Source organism: Serratia sp. JSRIV006 (assembly GCF_019968685.1).
In the GTDB taxonomy this organism is placed as follows: domain Bacteria; phylum Pseudomonadota; class Gammaproteobacteria; order Enterobacterales; family Enterobacteriaceae; genus Chania; species Chania fonticola_B.
The window spans coordinates 5,636,475-5,659,145 of sequence record NZ_CP074137.1; the positions used below are offsets into that span (position 1 = coordinate 5,636,475).

Annotated in this window: 10 protein-coding genes; 2 read left to right on the forward strand and 8 right to left on the reverse strand. The window is 55.4% G+C overall.

The genetic code is table 11. From position 1 onward, the window contains the following. Positions 1-134: 134 nt before the first annotated feature. The 8 genes from KGP16_RS26120 to typA all read right to left on the reverse strand — a co-directional run bounded on the left by KGP16_RS26120 (position 135) and on the right by typA (position 19,645). Positions 135-518 carry a hypothetical protein gene (locus tag KGP16_RS26120; RefSeq protein ID WP_223500557.1) on the reverse strand — a complete coding sequence of 128 codons (384 nt, stop codon included), beginning with the start codon at positions 516-518 and terminating at the stop codon, positions 135-137. Positions 519-520: 2 nt separating this feature from the next. Next, positions 521-12,670, reverse strand: coding sequence for a hemagglutinin repeat-containing protein (locus KGP16_RS26125; RefSeq protein WP_223500558.1), 12,150 nt, complete (start codon positions 12,668-12,670; stop codon positions 521-523). A 22-nt stretch (positions 12,671-12,692) separates the two neighbouring features. Then, entirely contained in the window at positions 12,693-14,363 is a 1,671-nt protein-coding gene (locus KGP16_RS26130; protein ID WP_059199306.1) for a ShlB/FhaC/HecB family hemolysin secretion/activation protein, read from the reverse strand. Between the two features lie 355 nt (positions 14,364-14,718). Next, the gene (fabY, locus tag KGP16_RS26135; RefSeq protein ID WP_223500559.1) at positions 14,719-15,666 is read right to left on the reverse strand and encodes a fatty acid biosynthesis protein FabY; all 948 of its coding nucleotides are present in this window, start codon (positions 15,664-15,666) and stop codon (positions 14,719-14,721) included. Positions 15,667-15,687: 21 nt separating this feature from the next. Beyond that, positions 15,688-16,125, reverse strand: coding sequence for a D-aminoacyl-tRNA deacylase (dtd, locus tag KGP16_RS26140; protein ID WP_024527827.1), 438 nt, complete (start codon positions 16,123-16,125; stop codon positions 15,688-15,690). Then, on the reverse strand, positions 16,122-17,015 hold the full coding sequence (locus tag KGP16_RS26145) for a virulence factor BrkB family protein (RefSeq protein ID WP_209523658.1): 894 nt from the start codon (positions 17,013-17,015) through the stop codon (positions 16,122-16,124). Before KGP16_RS26145 ends, dtd begins: the two co-directional genes overlap by 4 nt. A gap of 50 nt (positions 17,016-17,065) precedes the next feature. Then, on the reverse strand, positions 17,066-17,656 hold the full coding sequence (gene yihX, locus KGP16_RS26150) for a glucose-1-phosphatase (protein ID WP_024482960.1): 591 nt from the start codon (positions 17,654-17,656) through the stop codon (positions 17,066-17,068). 165 nt (positions 17,657-17,821) lie between these two features. Beyond that, complete coding sequence (gene typA, locus KGP16_RS26155; protein WP_059199303.1) at positions 17,822-19,645, reverse strand: ribosome-dependent GTPase TypA; 1,824 nt, start codon at positions 19,643-19,645, stop codon at positions 17,822-17,824. A gap of 370 nt (positions 19,646-20,015) precedes the next feature. Between typA and glnA the strand changes: the two genes are divergently transcribed. Then, positions 20,016-21,425: a glutamate--ammonia ligase gene (gene glnA / locus KGP16_RS26160; protein WP_024482962.1), complete on the forward strand. Its 1,410-nt coding sequence runs from the start codon at positions 20,016-20,018 to the stop codon at positions 21,423-21,425. Between the two features lie 190 nt (positions 21,426-21,615). Then, on the forward strand, positions 21,616-22,665 hold the full coding sequence (gene glnL / locus KGP16_RS26165) for a nitrogen regulation protein NR(II) (RefSeq protein WP_065683705.1): 1,050 nt from the start codon (positions 21,616-21,618) through the stop codon (positions 22,663-22,665). The last annotated feature ends 6 nt before the right edge of the window (positions 22,666-22,671 follow it).

Here is a 22,671-nt window from a genome sequence, read left to right on the forward strand (position 1 = left end):
GTTACGCCATTTTCCCCAACGCTGTTAAAGAGCAACCAACCACAACATCGTACCTGGTGTGGTCCGGTTGCAACCGCGGAAGGTGATAATTTTCAATGAATAAGAACCCCAGCCAGTTGGACGGGGTTCTTATCTCAGTTCAAAATATCCGCTGACACATTGCCAGTATCGAAAAACTCTTTAAAAACCCTGACAACAAGTTCAAAGTCTTTTGTTAGTTGTCGTTCAGACCAATAATCACCCAATATCAATAATTTCTCATTAGGTAGAGATTTATCCCAGTAAAACCGTACCCTGTAGTCATCATCTGTTTCTTCGCCAAGAGTCAGCATATAATTACCATTCTCTGCTCTTACCTGAAGCATATCAGGCCCAATGTCTGCACCATCAAGGATATCAAGAGTCAGAGTTCCTGCTTTACCTTCTAATTTACTTAGGTATCCTTCAACCTCGTCCCATGTAGGTGATTTTTTTTTCCCGCCCTGACTATTGAGGGTCCATTTTAGGGATAAGAACATCTCTAGTTTTTCTCCTTGATGGATTTCATACCAGGCTGCCAATATAGGATCGTGTTGTTTTTTTCTTCAACTATTGTCAAAGATTTCAAACCTGCTTTATCCGCCATTGCAGCAATATCACCTTTGCAAAAACCACACACAGGCTCTAGTGATACTGTTAATGTCATATCACGACCTTTAGTGATACCTTGTTCAAAAGCTTGTTGAATAACACCAACTTCCGCATGAGCTGTCGCCATATTTCCATTTGGGAAAGTTCTACCTTCACTTTCAATTTTTGCAACAATCCTCCCGTTAATCAGTGTTGGTCGACTTGCATCACCCAGGAAAAAGTCAGGCCTACCGCCTTGGTTCGTATCCGTAAAGATTGTACCTGTTTGTGAGTCAGTTAACTCTGCTGTCACTTTAGGATTTGCAGAAGGTGTTTTGGGATCAAGTGGTTGAGAACTATTTGTCCATCCTGATTCTTTATTCGGAGAAAAAATGCCAGTTTCTCCTTTCGATATAACATTATTTCCCACAACACCACCAAAGATAGCCGCTGTCCCTAAGCCGATATTCAGTGCACCTTCGCCGTAGTTGCCATCAACTACCTGGCCGATCCCTGTACCGGTTTGATAACCCCCACCGGCTGCCAGCGTTGAACGAGCAATAATCCCCGGAGCACCAGGCAAAGCGAGTAAAGCATCGGTTCCTAATGCAGCCTGGCCGGATTGTACGCTATACCCTTTCAGATAACTCAGCGCCTCGTTGTACGCTTTGGTATCTCCTGTTGAGGCAACAAACGCCTTGCCTGCAACCAATGACTGAATAGCGTCAGCCGCTTGCTGTGGGGTATATCCGTACATAGACTGAAGTTCATAACCATACTGGTTAAGCAATCCAGCTAGCTCTTGCTTCTGGCCTTCTGTCAGTGGTTGGCCTGATTGGAACTGTTGCAGCAACACATTGCTGGCTCGATCTTCATTCGTCAGCCTGACGATATTCTGTGAAGCCTCTAGCAGGTTTTTACCAGCTTTCTGATCCTCAATAGACTTATTCAGCGTTTCAGCTTGTTGTGGGCTAAGGAAGTTATTCTCCACCGCATTCTTGCCGGCCTGAGCCCCCGCCAAAGCATTCGCAGTGCTATCGCCCGTCACGCCGCCAGCTAAACCTGCTGCCAGCGTCGACAGCGCACTGAGACTCTGCTTCTGCTCCTCACTCAGTTTAGCAATTTTTTCCGGCGTGTCTGCACCATATAACTTCTCTGCCAGATAACGCGCGGCCAATTCACCACCAGCAGCCCCCGCAGCACCAGCGGCGGCCGAGTTGCCACTCACTTGTGCCGCTATCGCCCCCCACACCGCATGGGCAAGCGCGTTGGCCGTTTCATTCGTGCCGGTATACTTCTTGATTTGCTCTGCCGCGTACGGGCTCAAACCACCAGTAAGAGCCTGGGAGATATTTCCCCCTGCCAGGCCCTGCAACGCAGCCGTTACCGCCTGCGCCGCTTTCTGCAAGTCACTGCCCGTACCATACTGCTTCATGGCCTCTTTATACGCAGTGGTGTCTTTCAGGATGCTGACATACTGATCAATCTCTTCCTGCTTGGCATTTTTTCCCGGCTCCGGCGGCAGTTTCCCATCTTTCGCCAGATCGGCCTTCGCCGCATTCAGACCGTTTATCTCACCCTGCGTGCGGATGATATCCGCTGCCTGCCCACCGATCTCGCCGATCAGCTGCGCCTGTTTCAACCGGTTCTGCTCTTTCTCCTTGTCGAAGATTGGCGCAATGCTGCCGTTGGCATTCTCCGTATCCCGGCTCAGGTCGGCGACATTTTGTTGCTGGTTGTCCTTGTCACGGACAGTGATGTTACCTTCGCTCACCGCCGCCTGCGTGGTGCCGCTAGCATGGCCGCTGCCGTTCAGGCCCGATAGCATCCCGCCCGCCAGGTTGCCCTGGAACTCCTTACCACCAAAGTCGCCGCCGCCACTTATCCCAACCCCGACATGTTCGACGTTGTAGTCCGCCTTATTGTGCAGGTCACTGAAGCCCAACGTCCCGGTATCCAGGCTGTTTTTGTCCGCCGTGCCCGTTGAACTGATTACCGCGCCATCCAGTTGGGTATGCTCGCCGACCTTAACGTCAAAGCCGCCCTTGCCCGCAAAGATCCCAGTCTGCTCCTGCACCGAGTCGTAGTTGCTGTGCATTTTGTCCTGGCTCAGGTTCAGGTAGCCAGAGCCGCTCATCGAGCCCCAAGTGAAGCTGCCACCCGCACTGGCGTTCTGCTGCTTCATGTCGTAGAGATCGCTGTCCTGCTGGCTGGAGAGCGTCAGGTTGCGCCCGACGTCAACATCCACCTTGTCACCGCTGACCTGTGCACCGGCCAGGGTGGTATCGCGCCCACTGTTCATGGCCAGCGTCTTACCGCTGTCGATGGTTGTCTCTGTCCACTGCGTACCGGTGCCTTTCTCACTGCCTTTGCCAGCGTTGACGTTGGCGAACACCTTGATACCCGTGTCTTTACCCAGGCTCAGGCCGATACCGATTTCACCGCCGCTGCTCTTGTTACTCCCCGTCTGCTGCTGGGAATTAGCAGCCCCGGTAAGCAAGATGTCGCGAGAGGCATCGATGGTGGTATCGCCACCCGCCTTCAACTGGCTACCCGCAATCACCACATCGCCACTGTTGGCACCACTGCCTTTGCCGGTTGCGGTCACCGACAAATTATTACCCGCCGTCAACGTCGAACCGGTAACATTATCAGAGACCTGTTTTTGCGTGGATGACGACTTTTGGGCCCCCAGGGAAAGGCTGATACCAATCGCATTACCCGCATCGCCCTTGGTATTATCCAACACCGCGGCCTGCCCTGCCTGCACCCCAGACAACGCGGCTTTGGTGCCCTGCAAGGCAGCCAAACGGCCATCGCTTTCACTTTTGGCACTCTGCGCTGCCGCTATTGCTGAGTTGGCCGCTGCACCTGCTGCACCGGACAACGCCACCGTCAGGCCACTCTGCTTCTGCTCAAACCGCTCTTCTACCGTACGCAGGTCATGCCCCGGTTCGATAACGACGCTGTCGCCAGTAACGCTGAGATTTTTACCGGCAATCAGATCCGCACCGCCAATGTGTGCCTTGCCGCCCGCAACGATATTCACATCGCCACCGGTCGAGCCGATAGTGCTCACACTCTGGCTCTGCGTGGTACCGTCTTCGTTCACCTGATGGCGAGAGCTTGAGCTACCAATCGTCACCCCGATACCACCGGTGCCCATCAGCCCGCTCTTTTTCTTCTCATCCAACCGGTAGCTGGACTGCTCTTCCGTCGCCGCTACGATCTCGACGTTGTTACCTGCTTGCAGGTTTACTTTGCCGTCACCAACAACCGAAGACCCCTTCACCGTCAGATCGTTACCCGCAGACAGAGACACGTTATCGCCGCTCAGCAGCGTGCCTTTTTCCTGCGTGGCGTAATCTTCCCGCACCGTATGGGTGGTGGTCTTCGACAGGAACCCTTTCTTGGTCTTGGTTTCTTCGAAGAAGGAGTAGTCGCTTTCGGTGGCGCTGTTGAGCGTCAGATCGCGTCCGGCGCTTACCGCCACATCACCGCTGGCCTGCACCTGTGCCGCATTCAAGGTGGCATCTCGATCGGCGCGAATGGTGGTGTTGCCCCCGCTGGCGATCTCCGTTCCTTGCTGGCGAATGGACTCATCTACCTGCTGGCGTTTACCTTCCTTGCTCTCGCGGTATTCGCTGGTTTGCTGGGTGTTGAGGTTCACGTCACGCCCGGCGTTCAGGTTGACGTTGTTGTCTGCCACCATCGCTGCGGCCTGCGAGTTCACATCCCGGCCTGCATCCAGCGTTAAATCGCCGCCGCTGGTGAGGGTGGAGCGCGTGGCATCGTTACTGCGCTGTTCGGTGCCGTTATCTTTCTGCCGGGTGCTCGCTTCCTGCGTTTGCAGGTTGATATCGCGCCCAGCCATCACGGTAGTATCAGTCTGGCTGCCAACCTGGCTGGCCTTCACGTTGACATCACGGCCTGCATCGACCGTCAGCGGTCCACCAGCGCTAATTTCGCTGCCCTGGCTGCTGTGAGTTTCGCTCTCTCTTACGTTCCGCCAGCTCTGATATTTATCGGCGCTGTAGGTGGTGTTGGCCAGGACGTTGATATCGCCCCCTGCCAGCAAGTCCATCGCACCACCGGAAGTCAATTTGGCTCCCAGGATATCGATGTTGTTGCCAGCGCTCAGGCTCAAGCTGTCCAAGGCCTGGATGGTGCCGATATCGCCGATTTCCGTGCGTGACAGCGACAGGCTTTGTGGCATCCAGCCCCCCAGAGAACCCTGGGTATTCCACTGATTCGTCAGCGTCTGGTTGATGATGCTGCCATCAAGGCTTTCCAACTGTACCGTTTTGCCGCTGATGATTGAGCCGATATTGTTGATATCGCCAATCGCGCTCAGTTGCAGGTTGCCACCCGCATTGAGCAGGCCAGCATTGAGATTGCTGATGCTGTTCTGGCTATCGAGCGTCAGCGCGTTCTGTGCGGTCAGCGTGCTGCCGCTGTTGGTGATATTACCGGCGGTGAGCGAGACGTTTTTCCCGGCAATCACGCTGCCGTTATTGATAGTCACATCTTTTGGTGACAGGTAGAGCTTCGGTACCATCACCGTCTGGCCATTGATGCTGGTCGCTTCCCACCACAAGATGCTGTGATCCAAAGAGGCGATCTGCTGCGCCGTCAACGAAACCCCAAACTTCAGCCCCAGAGACTGTTGTACCCTGGCGGCGTTGTCCATCAGGGTTTGCATCTGCTCCAGATCTGAACCTATTCCGTTCAGATAACGGCTGCCCGTCTGATTCAGCATGGCATTGCTGACGTAACGGGTGTCAAAGGCCGCATCCCCCAGGAAACGGTAGTCGTAATCCGGGTGGAGGTTCAGGCGATCCAGGAAATAGGAAGAGCCGATAAATTTGTCTTCTACCGTGAACTGTTCGTTGGTTTCACGCGGGCTCTGGCCTGGGGTGATCCCCAGCAATGCATAGAGATCGCCAAACAGGCTCGGATCGAGTTGCCCCAGCCCGTTAAGTTTCGGGTTGGTGGTGATCAGATACGGGCTGTCCGGATCGGTGGACGCCACAAAATAGCCGTTCTCGCCCGTAGGCAGAGGATACGCACTGGTATCGACCGTTTTACCTTGATACTGGTTTAAGGCCTTACCATCCGTGCCGATCAGGTCCTTCCCATCGGTGGTGGTGTTTTGTAACTTGGCTCCATCACCCAGATTGGCGTTACCCTGGTCACCTTCGCTGTATTTTCCTAACCCGGTGAGCTCAGGCGTAACGTTATCCAGGCCGCTGCCCCCGTTAATCTGTTGCAAGGCATTTTGCAGGCTGTCTTGCCATTCAGGCGAATTGACCGCCGCCTTATCACCGGCTGACAGCGCCTGTTTCTCTACGGCACCGCCGATAGTCTGTTGGCTCAGGGTACTGAGAGTAGGCGTAGCAAGGGTGTTGCTTACTCCACCCGCGTTAGCCAAGGTGTTGGTATTACTGATGTCATTAGCAAAGTTTGCCGAGACGTTACCGCCAGCCTGAATAACGGCGCGGTAGATTTCACCTTCTCCACGTTCATAGCGTACCTCGCCCGTCGCCGTGTAGACGATGTAGTTGGATGTAATCTCCCCTTTAGAAATGCTGGTTTCTGGTACCGGAACTGTGCTCAGGCCATAACCATACTGATACGTTTGATAGCGGGTTTCACTGCCCGAGAACCAGGATTGGTTATTCAGGTTACTCCCTGAAAGATAGGCATTGTTGTTGGCCAAAATATTGCTGGCCTGATTGTCCAGTTGGCCGGCATAAAGGCTGAGATCGCGCCCGGCCGCGATACGGGCTGCGCCACCGTTTGCCGTGACGGTGACCATCGAAACGCCAGAGGCAAACTCCTTAATCCGTTGATTAAGATAAGGCGTTGGCGTTGAACTGTAATACCTTGTCGGAGACGCTCCGTGGCCAGGGCTGCCGCCGCCGGATTCCCAAGACTTGATGACATAGCCGTAGTCGCCTTTGTTGAAGAAGGTTAACGGGATTTTGGCCTCAAAATCTGTCACCCAGGAATACTGCGGTGCGCTACTTTCAGAGCTAACCACACTCAGCCCATCACGCTGATTCAGCAAATGGGCGGTGTTAATGGTGAGATCACCATTTTGTGTCTCAATGGTGCCAGAGCTGTTCACCACCTCGGCGTTAGCATTGCCCGCCATATCACGCTGCATCCACAGGCTATTGCCCGCTAGGATGTCACCGCGCAGGTTTTTGATGCTGTTGGCCAGCAAGTACAGGTTGTTACCGGCATACAGCAAGGCAGTGTTAATCAGGCTGCCAGCCGCATTCAGCGTCATCGAGCCCAACGTGCCGGTAAACCCGTCAACGGTGATATCGCTCTGGCTGTTCAGGGTTACGTCGCCCCCTGATTGCAGGGTTCCGGCCGCGTTCATGGCAATGGAGCTGCCACTGAGAGTACTGGCCCCACTTCCGCCGGTGATTTGCCCGTTGTTGGTCAAGATGCCGTACGCCGTGAGGTTGACGCTCTGCCCCTGCAGAGTGCCCTGGTTGGTCAACGCCCCTTGGCTGTTAAGGTTCAGGCTCTGGCCTGCGGCAATCACGTTCTGGTTGGTAAAGGCGTTCACCAGTTGCAGCGTCAGGTTGCCCAACGCCACGACCTGGCCACGTTGGTCAAAATCGCCACTGCTCAGCAGTAAATCACCCCCGCTGAACATTTTCCCTGTCTCTTGAAGCGCCACCTGACTGGCATTGATGCCAAGCCCGGAGGTGCCAAGCAGCGTGCCACCGTTAGTCAGTTGCTGGGTATTCAACGCCAGGTTGCTTCCCTGGATCATGCCCTGATTGTTCAGGCTGCCTGCGGTCAACGTTCCCTGCAGTTCTGCCAGCAAGGTACCGCTGTTGTCCAACGCATCCGCATTCAGTAACAGGGAGCCTGCCTGCAACCAACCGGTGTTGGTAAATTGCGAGCCATGGAGTGACAGATCGGAGCCAGCAAGCAGGCTACCGTCATTACGCCCTGATATCGTCCCCTCAAACCGGGTGTCAGCACCGCTTTGCATCAGGCCGCTGTTGACCCAGTACGGCGAGGTAATGGTGAGTGCGTTCTGGCTGAGAAGGGTACCCGTTGCGTTATTGGTCAACCCACCGGTAAGGTTCAGCGTTAGACCTGTTTCACCTTGCACACGCCCGCTGTTGGTTAGCGTACCGCTGTTAACCCATACGCCGTTCCCCTGGATACGCCCAAGGTTGGTGACCGAGGCCGCATCCAGTTTCAGGTCACCCGCCGTCAGCAGGGTTTTATCTTGCTGCTGGGTGAAATCTCCGGTCAGCGCGACCGTCAGGCCGTCAACGCCGCTGATTTCGCCCTGATTATTCAGGGTGTCAGCGCGTAGGGTGAGATTTTTTGCCAGCCACTGCCCGGCGTTGGTCAACGACTGTGCCTGTAATACAGTTGCACCATTGGCGGTAATTTTGCTGCCAGCCGTCGAATTCAGTGCCCCAGACAGAGCCATTTGCAGCGCATCCGCACTCTGGATTGCGCCACTGTTATTCAACGTCTGAGCATTCAGCAGGATCTGTTGTCCCTGCCAGCGACCGTCATTGGTCACCGTACTGCCATTAACAGAAAGCGTTCCCTGCGTCAGAAGTGAGCCCTGGCTGCGGTTCACCAGCGTCAACAACGGGACGGAGAATGCCTGAATGCCTAACGTCAGCGACTGCAGTCCGATCAGCGTACCGGCGTTATTCACCAAGTTCTGCGTCAGGTTGAGGATGTTCCCCTGTACGGCTCCTTGGTTGTTCAACGTAGCGCCCGCCAAAGACAGACTTCCGTCGCTCAGGACGGCACCGTCATTGGTCAGCGTCTGCGCCTGTATTTCGCTGTTACCTTTGCTAAGCAGTGACCCTCCATTCACCAGTTCATCGGTGACGTTGACGGTCAGAGAATCGCTCCCCAGCAGGCTGCCACTGTTCATCCAGCTAGTGGCCGTGACGTGGGTTTGTCCACCCTGAACCAGCCCATCTGAGGTCAGTTGCCCAGCATTCAGCGACAACGCGCCCCCAGCCAACGTACGGCTTGACGTACCCAGCGTCAGCACATCACCGTGGGCATTCAACCACTCGCTACCTTGCCATAATCCCGTGTTATTCAGCGTGGCGGCATCCAGCGTCAACCGGTTGGCCACCAGCTTGCCGCTGTTGGTCAGATAGTCGCCGCTCAGGTTCAGCGTCCCCAGGCTGCCCATCTGCCCGCTGTTTTGCAGCGTGTTAGCCACGGTGCCAGTCAGGCCCGCAACCGCGTTTATCGATCCGCTGTTATCCAGGCTATCGACGCCAAAGGTCAGGCTATTCCCCTGCCAGGATCCAGCGTTGGTGACTGCGCCACCTTTGATTGCCAGCTCCCCCCCGCTCAGCAGTTGTGCACCGGCCAGCACGTTCAGCGCGGTGCTGTTCAGAGTCAGCCCGGCATTGCCCTGCATGATGCCGCTGTGAGTCACGGTGCCACTGTCCACCGCCAGCGTATTACCCGCCAACACCCCGGCATTGTTCACCGATTGGCTGCGGAAGGTGGCATTTTCACGGGCCACCAGTTGGCCGCCTTGCTGGTTTACCAAGGCACCCTGCACATTCAGGTTCAGGTTGTTCGCCAGGATGCTGCCCTGGTTGGTGAACTGCTGGCCGATGAGAGACAAATCATCGTTCACCTGCAATAGGCCAGCGTTCTCCAGTTGATCGAGCGCCAGCTCCAGCGCACCGCCGCTGACCAGCTTCGCGCTGGCAAGGTTACTGATATTCGCGATAGCCAGTTGCAGATGGCTGTTGCCCTGTAGCAGGCCGCTGTTGGTCAGCTGTGGCGCGGTCAATACCACCTTATCTGCCGCCAGGGTGCCCTGGTTCAGAATATGGGCCGCCGTGAGGTCAAACCGATCCTGGCTCAGTAACAGGCCACTGTTGAGCATGTCACCGGTCAGGTCTGCCGTCAGGCGATCTTGCGCCTGGGCACTGCCACTGTTCTGCCAGGTCTGGGCTTTCACCGCCAGTTGTTGCCCCTGCAGAGCGCCCTGATTGAGCAACTGCTGGCCTTCAAGGCGTAACGCCCCGCTAGATAACATCTGGCCGGTGGCTGCGTTATTGAGATGAGTGCCGGAAAGTTGCAGGGACTGGCTACCCTGCACCAGCCCCTTGTTGATAACGTCGCCCACGACGGAGAGCACGGTGGCCGCCAGCCATCCCGCGTTGTCCACTGAGCCCGCAGAGACAGTCATCCCTTTCTGGCCGAGGATCTTCCCTTGGTTGGTCAACGTATTGGCGACTGTCAGGCTCGCCGTTTGTTCACTCAGCGCATTGCCGTTGTTAAGCCACTCTTGGGTGGACAGATCCAGTGTCTGGCCCTGAAGCAATCCGCTATTGGTCAGCGAATCTGCCCGTATTGTCAGTGCTCCGCCACTGAGTAAAACACCACCGAGCTGGTTGTCTAACGTGGAGGTGCCGATATTGAGCTGACGGCTGCCTTGCAGAGTCCCCGTATTGAACAGGGCCGTGGTATCCAAGGTCAGCGTCGTTGCGGCCAGCAGGCCGTCATTACTGAACTGAGGGGTGGCCAGCGCCAGCGAACCAGTCACGTTGACGGAGCCGTTTTGCTGGTTGCTGAACTGTTTGGCCAGTGACAAGACCATCATAGCCGCCTGCATCGTCCCGGCGTTGGTCAAGGTGTCTGCAATCAGGTTTAGCGAACCGCCGGTGAGTACACGCCCACGGTTGGTGACTTCCGTAGCCTTGATAGCCAGGGCGCTGTCGCCCTGCAACGTGCCGCTATTGGCGATGCTGTTGGTGTTCAGGGTCAGTTGATCGGCAGCCAGTTGCCCGGCATTGGACAACGCCATACCGTTCAGTGACAGCTTATCTTTCGCCAGCAGTAAACCGCTCTGCTGGTTATCGATCCGCTGGGTTTTGGCCGTCAGGTTCACGGCATTGATTTCACCGCTGTTGAGCAGTTGATCGCCACTGAGCACCAAATCCCGATCGGTGGTGATCAGTCCGGCGTTTTTCAGCGTCGGGATGGCCAGTGACAGGGCATTGGCCGTATACACGGTGCCGCCCTTCTGGTTGTCCATCAGGCGGGCGATAAGATCCAGGGTCTGGCTGCCTTGTAGCAAGCCGCTGTTGGTCAGCGTCTGGCTGTTGATCTTCAAGACAGGAGCGACCAGCGTACCCTGGTTGGTCAGGGTGTCCGCCTTCAGGGCCAGGGTTGCGGCATGGCTTTTACCACTGTGCAGCAGTGAGCCAGCCTCTACCGTTAATGCCCCTTTCGCCGTTTGGGTTCCCGCCAGCGTGGCTTGTTGGGCCTGGAGGGTGAGATTGCCCCCGCTTTGTATCTGGGCACCCGGCTGCGTGTTCAACGTCGTGCCATGCCAGGCCAGATCGCCACCCGCATTCCATTCCCCGCCTAACGTGGCGTTACCCGCGTTAACCGTGATCTTGCCTTGGCTGGTGGTGAGGGAATCTGCCGCCGTGCTCAGCGTATCGCTGTTGAGGGTTAACCCCGTCGCGCCAGAGAGCAGGCCGTTCTGCTGCAGCGTTCCAGCCCACAGCGTCAGGCTGTCGTCACTCAGTAACTCGCCGTAGCGGCCATTTCGCAACGTATCGCTGACGGTAAGATCGGCTTTGCCTTTGGCACTCAAGGTGCCGTCTTGATCCAACGTCTGGCTGGTAAGGACCAGCGCCCCTCCACTCAGTATCTTGCCACTGTTGGTGAGAGACTGACCGCTCAACGACAGGTTGCCCTGGCTCTGAACTGTTCCACTATTCGCCAAGTTGGAAAGGGTGCTTTGTATCGCCCCATTGGCCGCCAGCGTGCCGCTGTTGACCAAGCTGGCACCGCTGAGGGTCAGGTTTTGCCCGGCAGTCACTTGCCCCTGCGTCATGCCGCTATTGAACAATGTCATGTCGACATGGCGGGCTGCATCAATCTGGCTGGAACTGTCCACCCGCGCGTCACGAGCCCGCAGGGTGACATCGTTGCCAGCGGTCAGCTTGCCGCTGCTCATCTGCAACGTACCGCCGCTGGTGAGAGCGATATTCTGGTCGCTAACCAGTGTTCCTCCCTGTTGAGTGAGGTCCCCCTGGCTGTTTAACGTGATGGACTGGCTGGCCTTGTGGTCGCCCGACATGCTGATACTTTGCCCTGTCGCCGTTAATGCACCGCCTTGCGCCAGCGAATTATTGAGCGTCAATTTACCGTTGGCATCCAGGGTGATATCCCCGGCACGGGCATTGAGGTTACCGAGGTTGACGCCGACGCCTTTGTCGCTGGAAACCAGATGGATACGGTTGGCATACATGCCCCCCAGCGCACCGGTATCGACCGCCACTTTTGGCGTTTCGCCCTGGCCCGCGATCGGGGTCGCATTACCCTGCGCATCCACACGGTTGGCACCCAACGTAATGGTGGCATCCTGGGCATACAGCTGTGCGTTGATCTCAGTGGCACGGGCAATCAGGGCAAATTTCCCGCTCTGGCTGGCATCCAGCCCTTTGCCCTGAATGCTGATGGCCCCTTGCGTCACTTCCAGCGCTTGCAGTTTGCCGTCTGGCCCTAACACCGGTTTACCGGTCGTCAGCGTCGCATTCGGGGTATTGATGAAGCCGCAGCCGTCGCAGGTGATACCGTAAGGGTTGGCAACCATCACGTTGGCCTGCTTGCCCGCCACTTCCAGATAACCTTGCAGTTGGGAGCGGTTCGGGGCGACAACCTCGTTAATGATGCCTTGGGCTTCCTGCCCGGCTTTCAGGTTGGGGTTGTTCTGGATCAGGCCGCCAAGCTGGGTCTGATTGAGCTGCCCGGTGGCGTTGTTGAGGATCAGCCCCTCTTTGCCCACGTTGAATTCATTGTATTTATTATGGGAAATGCCCGCCTGATTAGGCGTAGCGATATTGACCACCGGCACGCCATTGCCAGCCTGATCGAGCCGGGTATTCCCTTCGGCGACGTTAACACCGTTCGCCAAGGCGGGCAGCAACGGCTGCCAAGCTAGCAAGCTGCACAGGGTATAGCTCAACCAACGCTGGCTGGCATGAATGGGCCGATCGTCTTTTTGCGTCATCCTTGAAACCTTTCCCTGTAAATTAAAGAACGATGTTAATACGGTAGTAAATCGACACCCGATCCGGCTCTAACCAACTCGGATGCGCCAGCGGCCAGCCCACGGTAAATTGGCTGCTGAAATAACGGTTACGGCTGCCCAGCCCCACCGCGCCGCCCCACAACGTGCCAGAAGCGTAGGCGTCCACGGAGTCGTGGCGCAGATAACCGCCATCTACGGCAGCCAATACGGAAATATCCCCCAGATACGGCAGGCTGAACGGCGACCAGTTGACCTCGTTACGCCAGTAGCCACCTTTGTCGCCGGAGAGATACTGTTCCTTGAAGCCACGCACCGAACTTTCGCCGCCGAGGGTCAGGCGCTCGCTGCCGTAAAGGCGATCGGGCGTCCACTGGCCGTACAGGCTGGTGAGGTAGTTCCAGTTCTGCGCCAACGGCAAGTAATAGCTGCCGGAGAGTGTGTATTTATTAAACTCCGCCTTGGGAGCCTCGCTGGCTTTACCGCTGTCATCTTCCGCGCCTAACCAAGGTACGCCACGGCTGTAGGAGGGGTTGAGCGTGGCAAAACCGCCCCACAGTTTTTGGCTATGGCTCACGCCCAGAGATACGCTGGTCAGTTTACGGCTGCTGCTGTCCAGCCGGGTGTCATTCAGATAGTTGCGGTTGATACGGTGGGTCAGGCCCAGCGCCAGGCCGGTTTTCATGTCACTGTTACGGAACAATACGCGCGAAACGTTGAAGCGATGGGTCTGGCTGTCGCCGGTGGATCGCCAGTCAAAGCCCTGATTGTCGATCGTCGAGAGGTAGTCGCTGTAGGAGTAGTTGTAATCCATCAGCCAGTAGCCATAAGGCAGGCTGACACCAGCCTGGACGCTGCGGGCGTCGTGATCGTTGGCGAAATCGCTGCTGCGCGCGCCGGTCACAAACCACTGATCCGCCAGCCCCAGCAGGTTATTGCCGGTCAATGAGCCGTTGATCTGTCCGGTGCCGGTACTTTTCTGCCCGCTGTTGTCAAAACCCAGCCCCAGCATCACCGGGAACTCGGGCTTGGCAGTCAAATTGACCACCGAATAGCCCGGTTGGCTGCCGGGCAGGATTTCAATCTGCACCGGTTGCTGGCGCAGGCGGTTGATCTGCTCCATGCCCTGTTCGATATCGCGCAGGTTCAGGATGTTGCCCACCAGGCCAGGGAACGCCATCTTCAACATTCGGTCATCCCGTTGGTCCAGCAAGATCTTTTCCAACTGCCCTTCCAGCACCAGCAGCTTCAACTCCCCATGGGACAGGTCTTGCTCGGTCAGAAAAGCGCGGCTGGTGATATAGCCCCGTTCGATATACCAATCGGAAACCTGCTGCACCAGGGTGTTGATCTGGGCCAGATTCAGGCAGCGTTGCAGATAGGGTTGCGTCAAGGCTTGCCGCGCACGGGCGGGCAGATGGCTGGCACCTTCAAGGCGAATGGTCGTAATGGTGAAGCACGGCCCGCCGGGGGCTGTGGCTGCTGGCGTTTGTGGCAGCACCGGCGTCAGGCTGCGTTGCAATTCCTGACGTTGCTGTTGGTTTTGCTGCAACAATTCACGTTGTTGCTGTTGGATAGTATCTCGATCCGCCGGGCTGAGCATATTGGCGCCAACAGCCGAACTGAGAGAAAGAAACAATAAGGATACTGCCAACCGCTGAGCTACTGAGTCCATTCAGATAAACCGCCTTAATGATTTTGCGGCATTCTAACGACATAATTCGGCATCAGACAAGCAAGAGATCGTGACTCTGCGGGACTTCGAGGCATCTGAATTGGCATAAATCTCAGAGTGAGGCGGGGTAAATATTCTGAAATTGTTTTAATGCCTGCACTTTATTTGATGTATGCAAATTAAACAGTCAATTATGCTAAATAAAGGCGGAATTTTCTGATTAAAAAAATAATCGGCAGCCGAGCCCAATTTATACGACAGATTAAGTCATCGATTAAGCCCTACCGTTAAATGGGCGCAGCATGCGCGCCCACCAGGATAGGTTTGGTCACAGAATCTATTCTGAGCTTGATGCTCAGCTCGCTATCGGCTCTGAACCGCCCTTGTCCAACGGCTCTTCCGGTTCGGCTGGCAGCACCATATAGGTGCCCTCAAATACTGCACCTTCGTCATCGTCACCGAATAAATGTACCTCTGCCTGCACGCGCGCCCGGCGGCCACGCGCCAAACGGGCCAGATCGCCACTCAATGAGCTCAGATCGGCAACGGCTCTCGGCCTGCCGGTGATCGGTTTGCTGTAGCGGATGTGGGCGTCTGCCAGAATAATCGTGCCGCCCAGGTGACGCTCACGCAGCAGCAGCCAGATCAGCCCCCAGGCGGTCAGCGTTGCCAGGGAGAACAGGCTACCGGCAAACAGCGTATGGTGTGGATTCTGATTACCCACTTCCGGCATCGTGGTAACAAAGCGTTGGCCGGTATATTGGCTGATGCGCACGCCCATTTTTTCACTGAGCGGGATATGTTCATACCAGGCTTGTTGCAACTGCCCGCACCAGTCGGGGCGATGCAGAATATCGTCCAGCGTGGCCACGGGTTTGATCATCAGGTAATGGCGGATCGGCGTAGTATGCGGCGCAGTGATTTCGCCCTGGTTGATAAAGCCCAGCTTGGCAAAGAAGTCCACCGCGTCCTCACGGGCGCTACACACCACCCGCTTCACTCCTTCCTGGCGCGCTACCGACTCAAGGGTCATTGCCACCAGAGTTCCCAGGCCTTTGTCCTGCACAGCTGGATCGACCGCCATAAAGCGGATAGCGGCTTCGTTATCGGCATTGATATACAGACGGCCAATCGCCACTATCCGGCCGTTCTCATCCACCACCATCTGATGGTGCGCCATGGCGTCGTAGGCATCCTTTTCCGAACCCACCGGCTGGTGTAATGGCTTGCGCAGCATCTCCCAGCGAAACTGGTAATAGTCTTTCAGTTCTTGTTCTGTAACGGGTACTCGTAGGTGATACATAGACGCCTTCTCTTGTGATCTTTAAACCTGCAGCCAGAACGTCACCGGGCCATCGTTCACCAATGCCACCTGCATATCGGCGGCAAACTCACCGGTCTGGGTTTCAATACCCCGTTCCTGGCACTGCCCAACAAAATAGCGGTATAGCCGATCGGCCTCCTGCGGCACCGCACCGCGCGAAAAACTTGGCCGCATGCCTTTCTGGGTATCGGCTACCAGGGTGAACTGCGACACCACCAACAGGCTACCACCAGCCTGCTGAACGTTAAGATTCATCTTGTCATCCTCGTCGCCGAAGATGCGATACCCCAGCACCCGCTCACACAGGCGTTGGGCTTTTTGCTCGTTATCGTCCTGCTCAACGCCCAATAACACTAACAAACCGGGGCCAATCTTGCCTACTGTCTGACCTTCTACCGTAACGCTGGCGTTTAATACCCGTTGAATTAACGCAATCATAACGATCCTTCCTGCTCCTCTTTTTGCTGTTTTTCTGCTTTCTGCTGCTGGTAAAGGCGGTGCTCACCCAGCGTAACGGTGATTTCGGCGCCCAATAACACGATACACCAGCTCCAGTAGACCCATAAAAATAAAATCGGGATCACCGCCAGCACGCCGTAGATCAGCTGGTAGGAAGGGAACATGGTGACATACAGCGCAAAAGCTTTCTTACCCAGCTCGAACAACACCCCGGCCACCAGAGCCCCGATCAACGCATCTTTCGCAGGCACGCGTACTGTGGGCACCACGCTGTATAACAACCAGAAAGAGACCCAGGACAGGAGCAGCGGGAAGATGCGCAGCACCTCATCCACCAGGCTGTTAACGCCGCTTTGCGCTAACCAGTTTAGCGACAACAGATAGGAGCTGATCGCCATACTGGCCCCCACCAACAGCGGGCCGAGGGTCAGCACCATCCAGTAAACGGCAAAGGAAACCACTATCGGCCGCTGGTTCTTACTGCGCCAGATGGTGTTCAACACGCTATCCACCGAATAGATCAGCAGCAGCGCGGTGACGATCAGGCCGCAGATCCCCACGGCGGTCATCTTGCTGGAGTTGGCAACAAACTGCTCCAGATATCGTTGCAGCACGTTACCGGCGGCAGGCATAAAGTTGGAGAAAATAAAGCTTTTTAGCTGCACGCTGATATCCGCAAACATCGGGAAAACGGCAAACAGCGCAAACACCACGGTGATCAGCGGCACCAGGGAAAGTAGCGAGACATAGGCCAGATGGCCCGCCAACATGGTCAGGCCATCCTCATCAATACGTTTAATCAGCAACCGCCCGAAGGTTATTCCGGGTTTGATCGACGATGGCAGCTTTTTGCGGCGGAAAAACGACATAGCTTTATCCTAAATGTCAGTCTGGACGCCTTAAGCTTAACGTACGCTGATCATTGAGCAAAATAAGCCGGCACAACCTGGCGATCGATGACGTGTACCGCCTTAATCCCCAGCGCTGCGGCCGCTTCTACGTTCGCCGCCACATCGTCAAAGAATACCGCCTGATCCGCCGGAGTGTTTTCCGCCTTCAGTACGTGCTGATAGATGTTGGCATCGGGTTTGCGCATGCCTAGATCCTGCGACAGATACATGTGGTCGGCCGCTTCAGCGACCTGAGGGTAATGCTGAGGCCAATAATTGCAGTGCAGACGGTTGGTATTCGATAACACCACCACGCGATGCCCTTCGTTGCGCAGACGGTGCATAATCTCGATCACTTCAGGGCGCAGGGCGACAAATACCGCCTGCCAGCCGGTGGCAAACTGCTCGAAACTGAGCGCTATCCCCATCTCTTCACAGAGTTTGGCCGCAAAGTCTTCGTCGCTAATCTCGCCGCGCTCGTGCTGTTGGAATACCTCACCCATGCTAAAACGTTCGGACAACGTCGCCAGCGGTGTGCCGCTCAGGTTGCTCCACACGCCCAGTACACGTTTGAAATCGATATCGACAATCACATTACCTAAATCAAAGATATACAGCATAGTCCTCTCCCATGGGCCAGTGAGATTTCACTGTAACGGGAAAAGTTAAGGCTGAACAGGGAGCAGTGTGAAAAGCGCATGGCGCGCCGCAGAAAGGGGGAAAGACAGAGGAAAAAACTCAGGGCGCTGTGACACGCCCTAAGTATTGCGGATTAAATCGGCGAATTAAGCTTCTTTAGGACCGCGGTTGGCACGCTTACGATCGTTTTCCGTCAGGTGACGCTTACGGATACGGATCGAGATTGGCGTCACTTCTACCAGTTCGTCATCATCGATGAATTCCAGAGCTTGCTCCAGAGACATTTTGATGGCCGGAACCAGGGTAGTCGCTTCATCGGTACCCGATGCGCGCATGTTGGTCAGTTTCTTACCGGTCAGGCAGTTCACGGTCAGGTCGTTAGAACGTGAGTGGATACCGATGATCTGGCCTTCATACACTTCAGCACCGTGGCCCAGGAACAGCTTGCCGCGATCTTGCAGACCGTACAGAGCGAACGCTACCGCTTTGCCCTGGCCGTTAGAGATCAGCACGCCGTTCTGACGCTGGCCCACTTCGCCCGGACGCACATCGTCGTAGTGGCTGAAGGTGGAGTACAGCAGACCGGTACCAGAAGTCATGGTCATGAATTCGTTACGGAAGCCGATCAGGCCACGGCTTGGGATCACGTAGTCAAGACGCACACGGCCCTTGCCATCTGGATCCATGTTTTTCAGGTCAGCTTTACGCTCACCCATCGCCTGCATCACAGAACCCTGGTGCTGTTCTTCGATATCCAGCGTCACGTTCTCGAACGGCTCTTGCTTGCGGCCATCGATTTCACGAAAGATAACTTTCGGACGGGAAACCGCCAGTTCAAAACCTTCACGACGCATGTTTTCGATCAGAACCGACAGGTGAAGCTCACCACGGCCTGAAACACGGAATGCGTCAGCATCTTCGGTTTCTTCAACGCGCAACGCCACGTTGTGTACCAGTTCCTTGTTCAGACGCTCAAGGATTTGGCGTGAAGTCACGAACTTGCCTTCTTTACCACAGAACGGTGAGGTATTGACGTTAAAGAACATGCTTACGGTAGGTTCATCAACCGACAGTGCTGGCAACGCTTCAACCGCGTTCACATCACAAATGGTGTCGGAGATGTTCAGCTCGCCCAGGCCGGTGATAGCAACGATGTCGCCCGCTTCGGCAACGGTGGCTTCGATACGTTCCAGACCCATATGGGTCAGCACTTTACCGATTTTACCGTTACGGGTTTTGCCTTCGCTGTCGATCAGGGTGATCTGCTGGTTAGGCTTCACTTTACCACGCTTGATACGGCCGATGCCGATAACGCCCACGTAGTTGTTGTAGTCCAGCTGCGAGATCTGCATCTGGAAAGGTGCTTCCAGCTCAACCTGCGGCGCAGAGACGTGATCGACAATCGCCTGGTACAGCGGAGTCATGTCTTCGGCCATATCGTTATGGTCAAGACCAGCGATACCCATCAATGCGGATGCATAGATGATTGGGAAGTCGAGCTGTTCGTCGGTAGCGTCCAGGTTAACGAACAGGTCGAAGACCTGATCCACAACCCAGTCAGGACGCGCGCCAGGGCGGTCAACCTTGTTGATTACCACGATCGGTTTCAGACCATTAGCAAACGCTTTCTTGGTCACGAAACGGGTTTGCGGCATTGGGCCATCCATTGCATCCACAACCAGCAGCACCGAGTCGACCATTGACATCACGCGCTCTACCTCGCCGCCGAAGTCGGCGTGTCCTGGGGTGTCTACGATGTTGATGCGGTAGTCTTTCCAATTAATGGCGGTGTTTTTTGCGAGGATGGTAATCCCACGCTCTTTCTCCAAATCGTTGGAGTCCATTACGCGTTCTGTCGCTTCTGAACGCTCTCCGAAAGTACCGGATTGTTGCAGCAACTTGTCAACCAGGGTGGTCTTACCATGGTCAACGTGGGCAATAATGGCGATGTTACGCAAATTTTCGATCACAGCTTTGCCTCAGGCATTAGAAATAGCGCGCTATTGTACACGTATTAAGCGAGGTACTAAACAAGATCACAACACTCTCTTATAAACAACTGTGTACAGGCTAGTTTGTGATCCCTTTCACGGTGCAAAAAGCAGCAATCGATGATGTTTTGCACCATTCCAGTGCCCTACCGCAGGTTATTTGCACCACCATAGTGCATTGCATCGCTAATGGTGCATACTGGCAATGAGCAAAACCCGCACAAACCGGCGATTTTTTCGCTTTTTAAAAGTTGGCACAGTTTTCGCTTTAGTCTATACAAGGCAAAACAGGCCAGTTACACAGATTCGTTCCACGACGATGACAACGATAAATCCGGGAGAGTTAAGTATGTCCGCTGAACACGTTTTGACGATGCTGAATGAGCATGAAGTGAAATTCGTAGACCTGCGTTTCACTGACACCAAGGGTAAAGAGCAACACGTTACCATCCCTGCTCATCAGGTAAATGCCGACTTCTTCGAAGAAGGTAAAATGTTTGACGGCTCCTCAATCGGTGGTTGGAAGGGCATCAACGAATCTGACATGGTCCTGATGCCAGACGCCAGCACGGCGGTTCTGGATCCGTTCTTCGAAGAGTCTACCCTGATCATTCGTTGTGACATCCTCGAGCCAGGCACCATGCAGGGCTACGATCGTGACCCACGCTCAATCTCCAAGCGTGCTGAAGACTTCCTGCGCTCTTCCGGCATCGCCGATACCGTGCTGTTCGGGCCAGAACCAGAGTTCTTCCTGTTTGACGACATTCGTTTCGGTAGCAGCATCCGTGGTTCTATGGTTGCTATTGATGATATCGAAGGCGCCTGGAACTCCAGCACCAAACTCGAAGGCGGCAACAAAGGCCACCGTCCAGCGGTCAAAGGCGGTTACTTCCCAGTGCCACCGGTCGACTCTTCACAGGACATCCGTTCTACCATGTGTCTGACCATGGAAGAAATGGGCCTGGTGGTTGAAGCTCACCACCACGAAGTGGCAACCGCAGGTCAGAACGAAGTGGCTACCCGCTTCAATACCATGACCAAGAAAGCCGACGAAATCCAAATCTACAAATACGTGGTTCACAACGTGGCTCACGCATTTGGCAAAACCGCGACCTTCATGCCAAAACCGATGTTCGGCGATAACGGCTCAGGTATGCACTGCCACATGTCACTGTCCAAGAACGGTACCAACCTGTTCGCTGGCGACAAGTACGGCGGCCTGTCTGAAATGGCGCTGTTCTACATTGGCGGCATCATCAAACACGCTAAAGCGATCAACGCCCTGGCCAACCCGACCACCAACTCCTACAAGCGTCTGGTCCCAGGTTACGAAGCGCCGGTTATGCTGGCTTACTCTGCCCGTAACCGCTCTGCGTCTATCCGTATCCCAGTGGTTGCCAGCCCGAAAGCGCGCCGTATAGAAGCTCGTTTCCCGGACCCAGCGGCTAACCCATACCTGTGCTTCGCTGCACTGCTGATGGCTGGCCTGGACGGCGTGATCAACAAGATCCACCCTGGCGATGCCATGGATAAAAACCTGTATGACCTGCCGCCGGAAGAAGAAGCTGAAATTCCAAAAGTGGCTGGCTCACTGGATGAAGCAATGGCCGCACTGAACGAAGACCGTGAATTCCTGACCCGCGGTGGCGTATTCACCGACGACGCGATCGATGCCTACATCGAACTGCGTAAAGAAGAGATGGATCGCGTGCGCATGACGCCACACCCAGTTGAGTTCGAACTGTATTACAGCGTTTAAGTCATACCCGCGCTGTCTACGGATGGCGCGTCCTAAGTATTAGTAGCCGTTTTTTTGTTGCCGTGGAAACTTTTAGCCCATCTTCGGATGGGCTTTTTTCTCCACCGTATATTCTGCAAAACTATTTCATACCGTGATGGTTGCGGATGGAGTAGGATGGATGCACTAAAAAGGTGCAGGAGACTGCTGTATGGCAACCGGCAAGCTGCCCGATGCTGGGCAGATCCTCAATTCTCTCATCAACAGCATTTTGCTGTTGGATGACACACTGGCGATCCACTACGCCAACCCGGCGGCACAACAGCTGCTGGCACAGAGTTCTCGTAAACTTTTCGGTACACCACTGCCCGATTTACTTGGCTATTTTTCGCTGAATATCGATCTGATGCGCGAAAGCCTGCATGCCGGCCAGGGCTTTACCGATAACGAAGTGACCCTGGTGGTCGACAGCCGCGCCCATATCCTCTCCCTGACCGCTCAGGCGCTGCCAGATGGCTTTATTCTGCTTGAGCTGGCCCCAATGGACAATCAGCGTCGCCTCAGCCAGGAGCAGTTACAGCACGCCCAACAGGTTGCGGCTCGCGATCTGGTGCGCGGCCTGGCGCATGAAATCAAAAATCCGCTCGGCGGTTTGCGGGGTGCCGCGCAGTTGCTGGCCAAAGCTTTGCCAGACCCTTCGCTGACGGAATACACCAAGGTGATCATCGAACAGGCCGATCGGCTGCGTAATCTGGTAGATCGCCTGCTAGGGCCACAGCGCCCCGGCCAACATATTACTCAGAGTATCCATCAGGTCGCGGAGCGAGTCTTCCAATTGGTGTCGTTGGAGAAACCCGATAACGTCACGCTGGTGCGTGATTACGACCCTAGTCTGCCTGAGCTGGCGCACGATCCCGATCAAATCGAGCAGGTGTTGCTCAATATCACCCGCAACGCGCTGCAGGCGCTGAGCGAAACCGGTGGCACCATCACGCTGCGCACGCGTACCGCGTTTCAGATCACCCTGCACGGCACCCGCTACCGGCTGGCGGCACGGATCGATGTTGAGGATGACGGCCCGGGCGTACCGGCCCAGTTGCAAGACACTCTGTTCTACCCAATGGTCAGCGGCCGCGAAGGCGGTACCGGCCTGGGGTTATCCATCGCCCGTAATCTAATCGATCAGCATTGCGGAAAAATTGAATTTAACAGTTGGCCAGGTCACACCGAATTCTCGGTTTTCCTGCCTATTCGCCAGTGAGGTTTG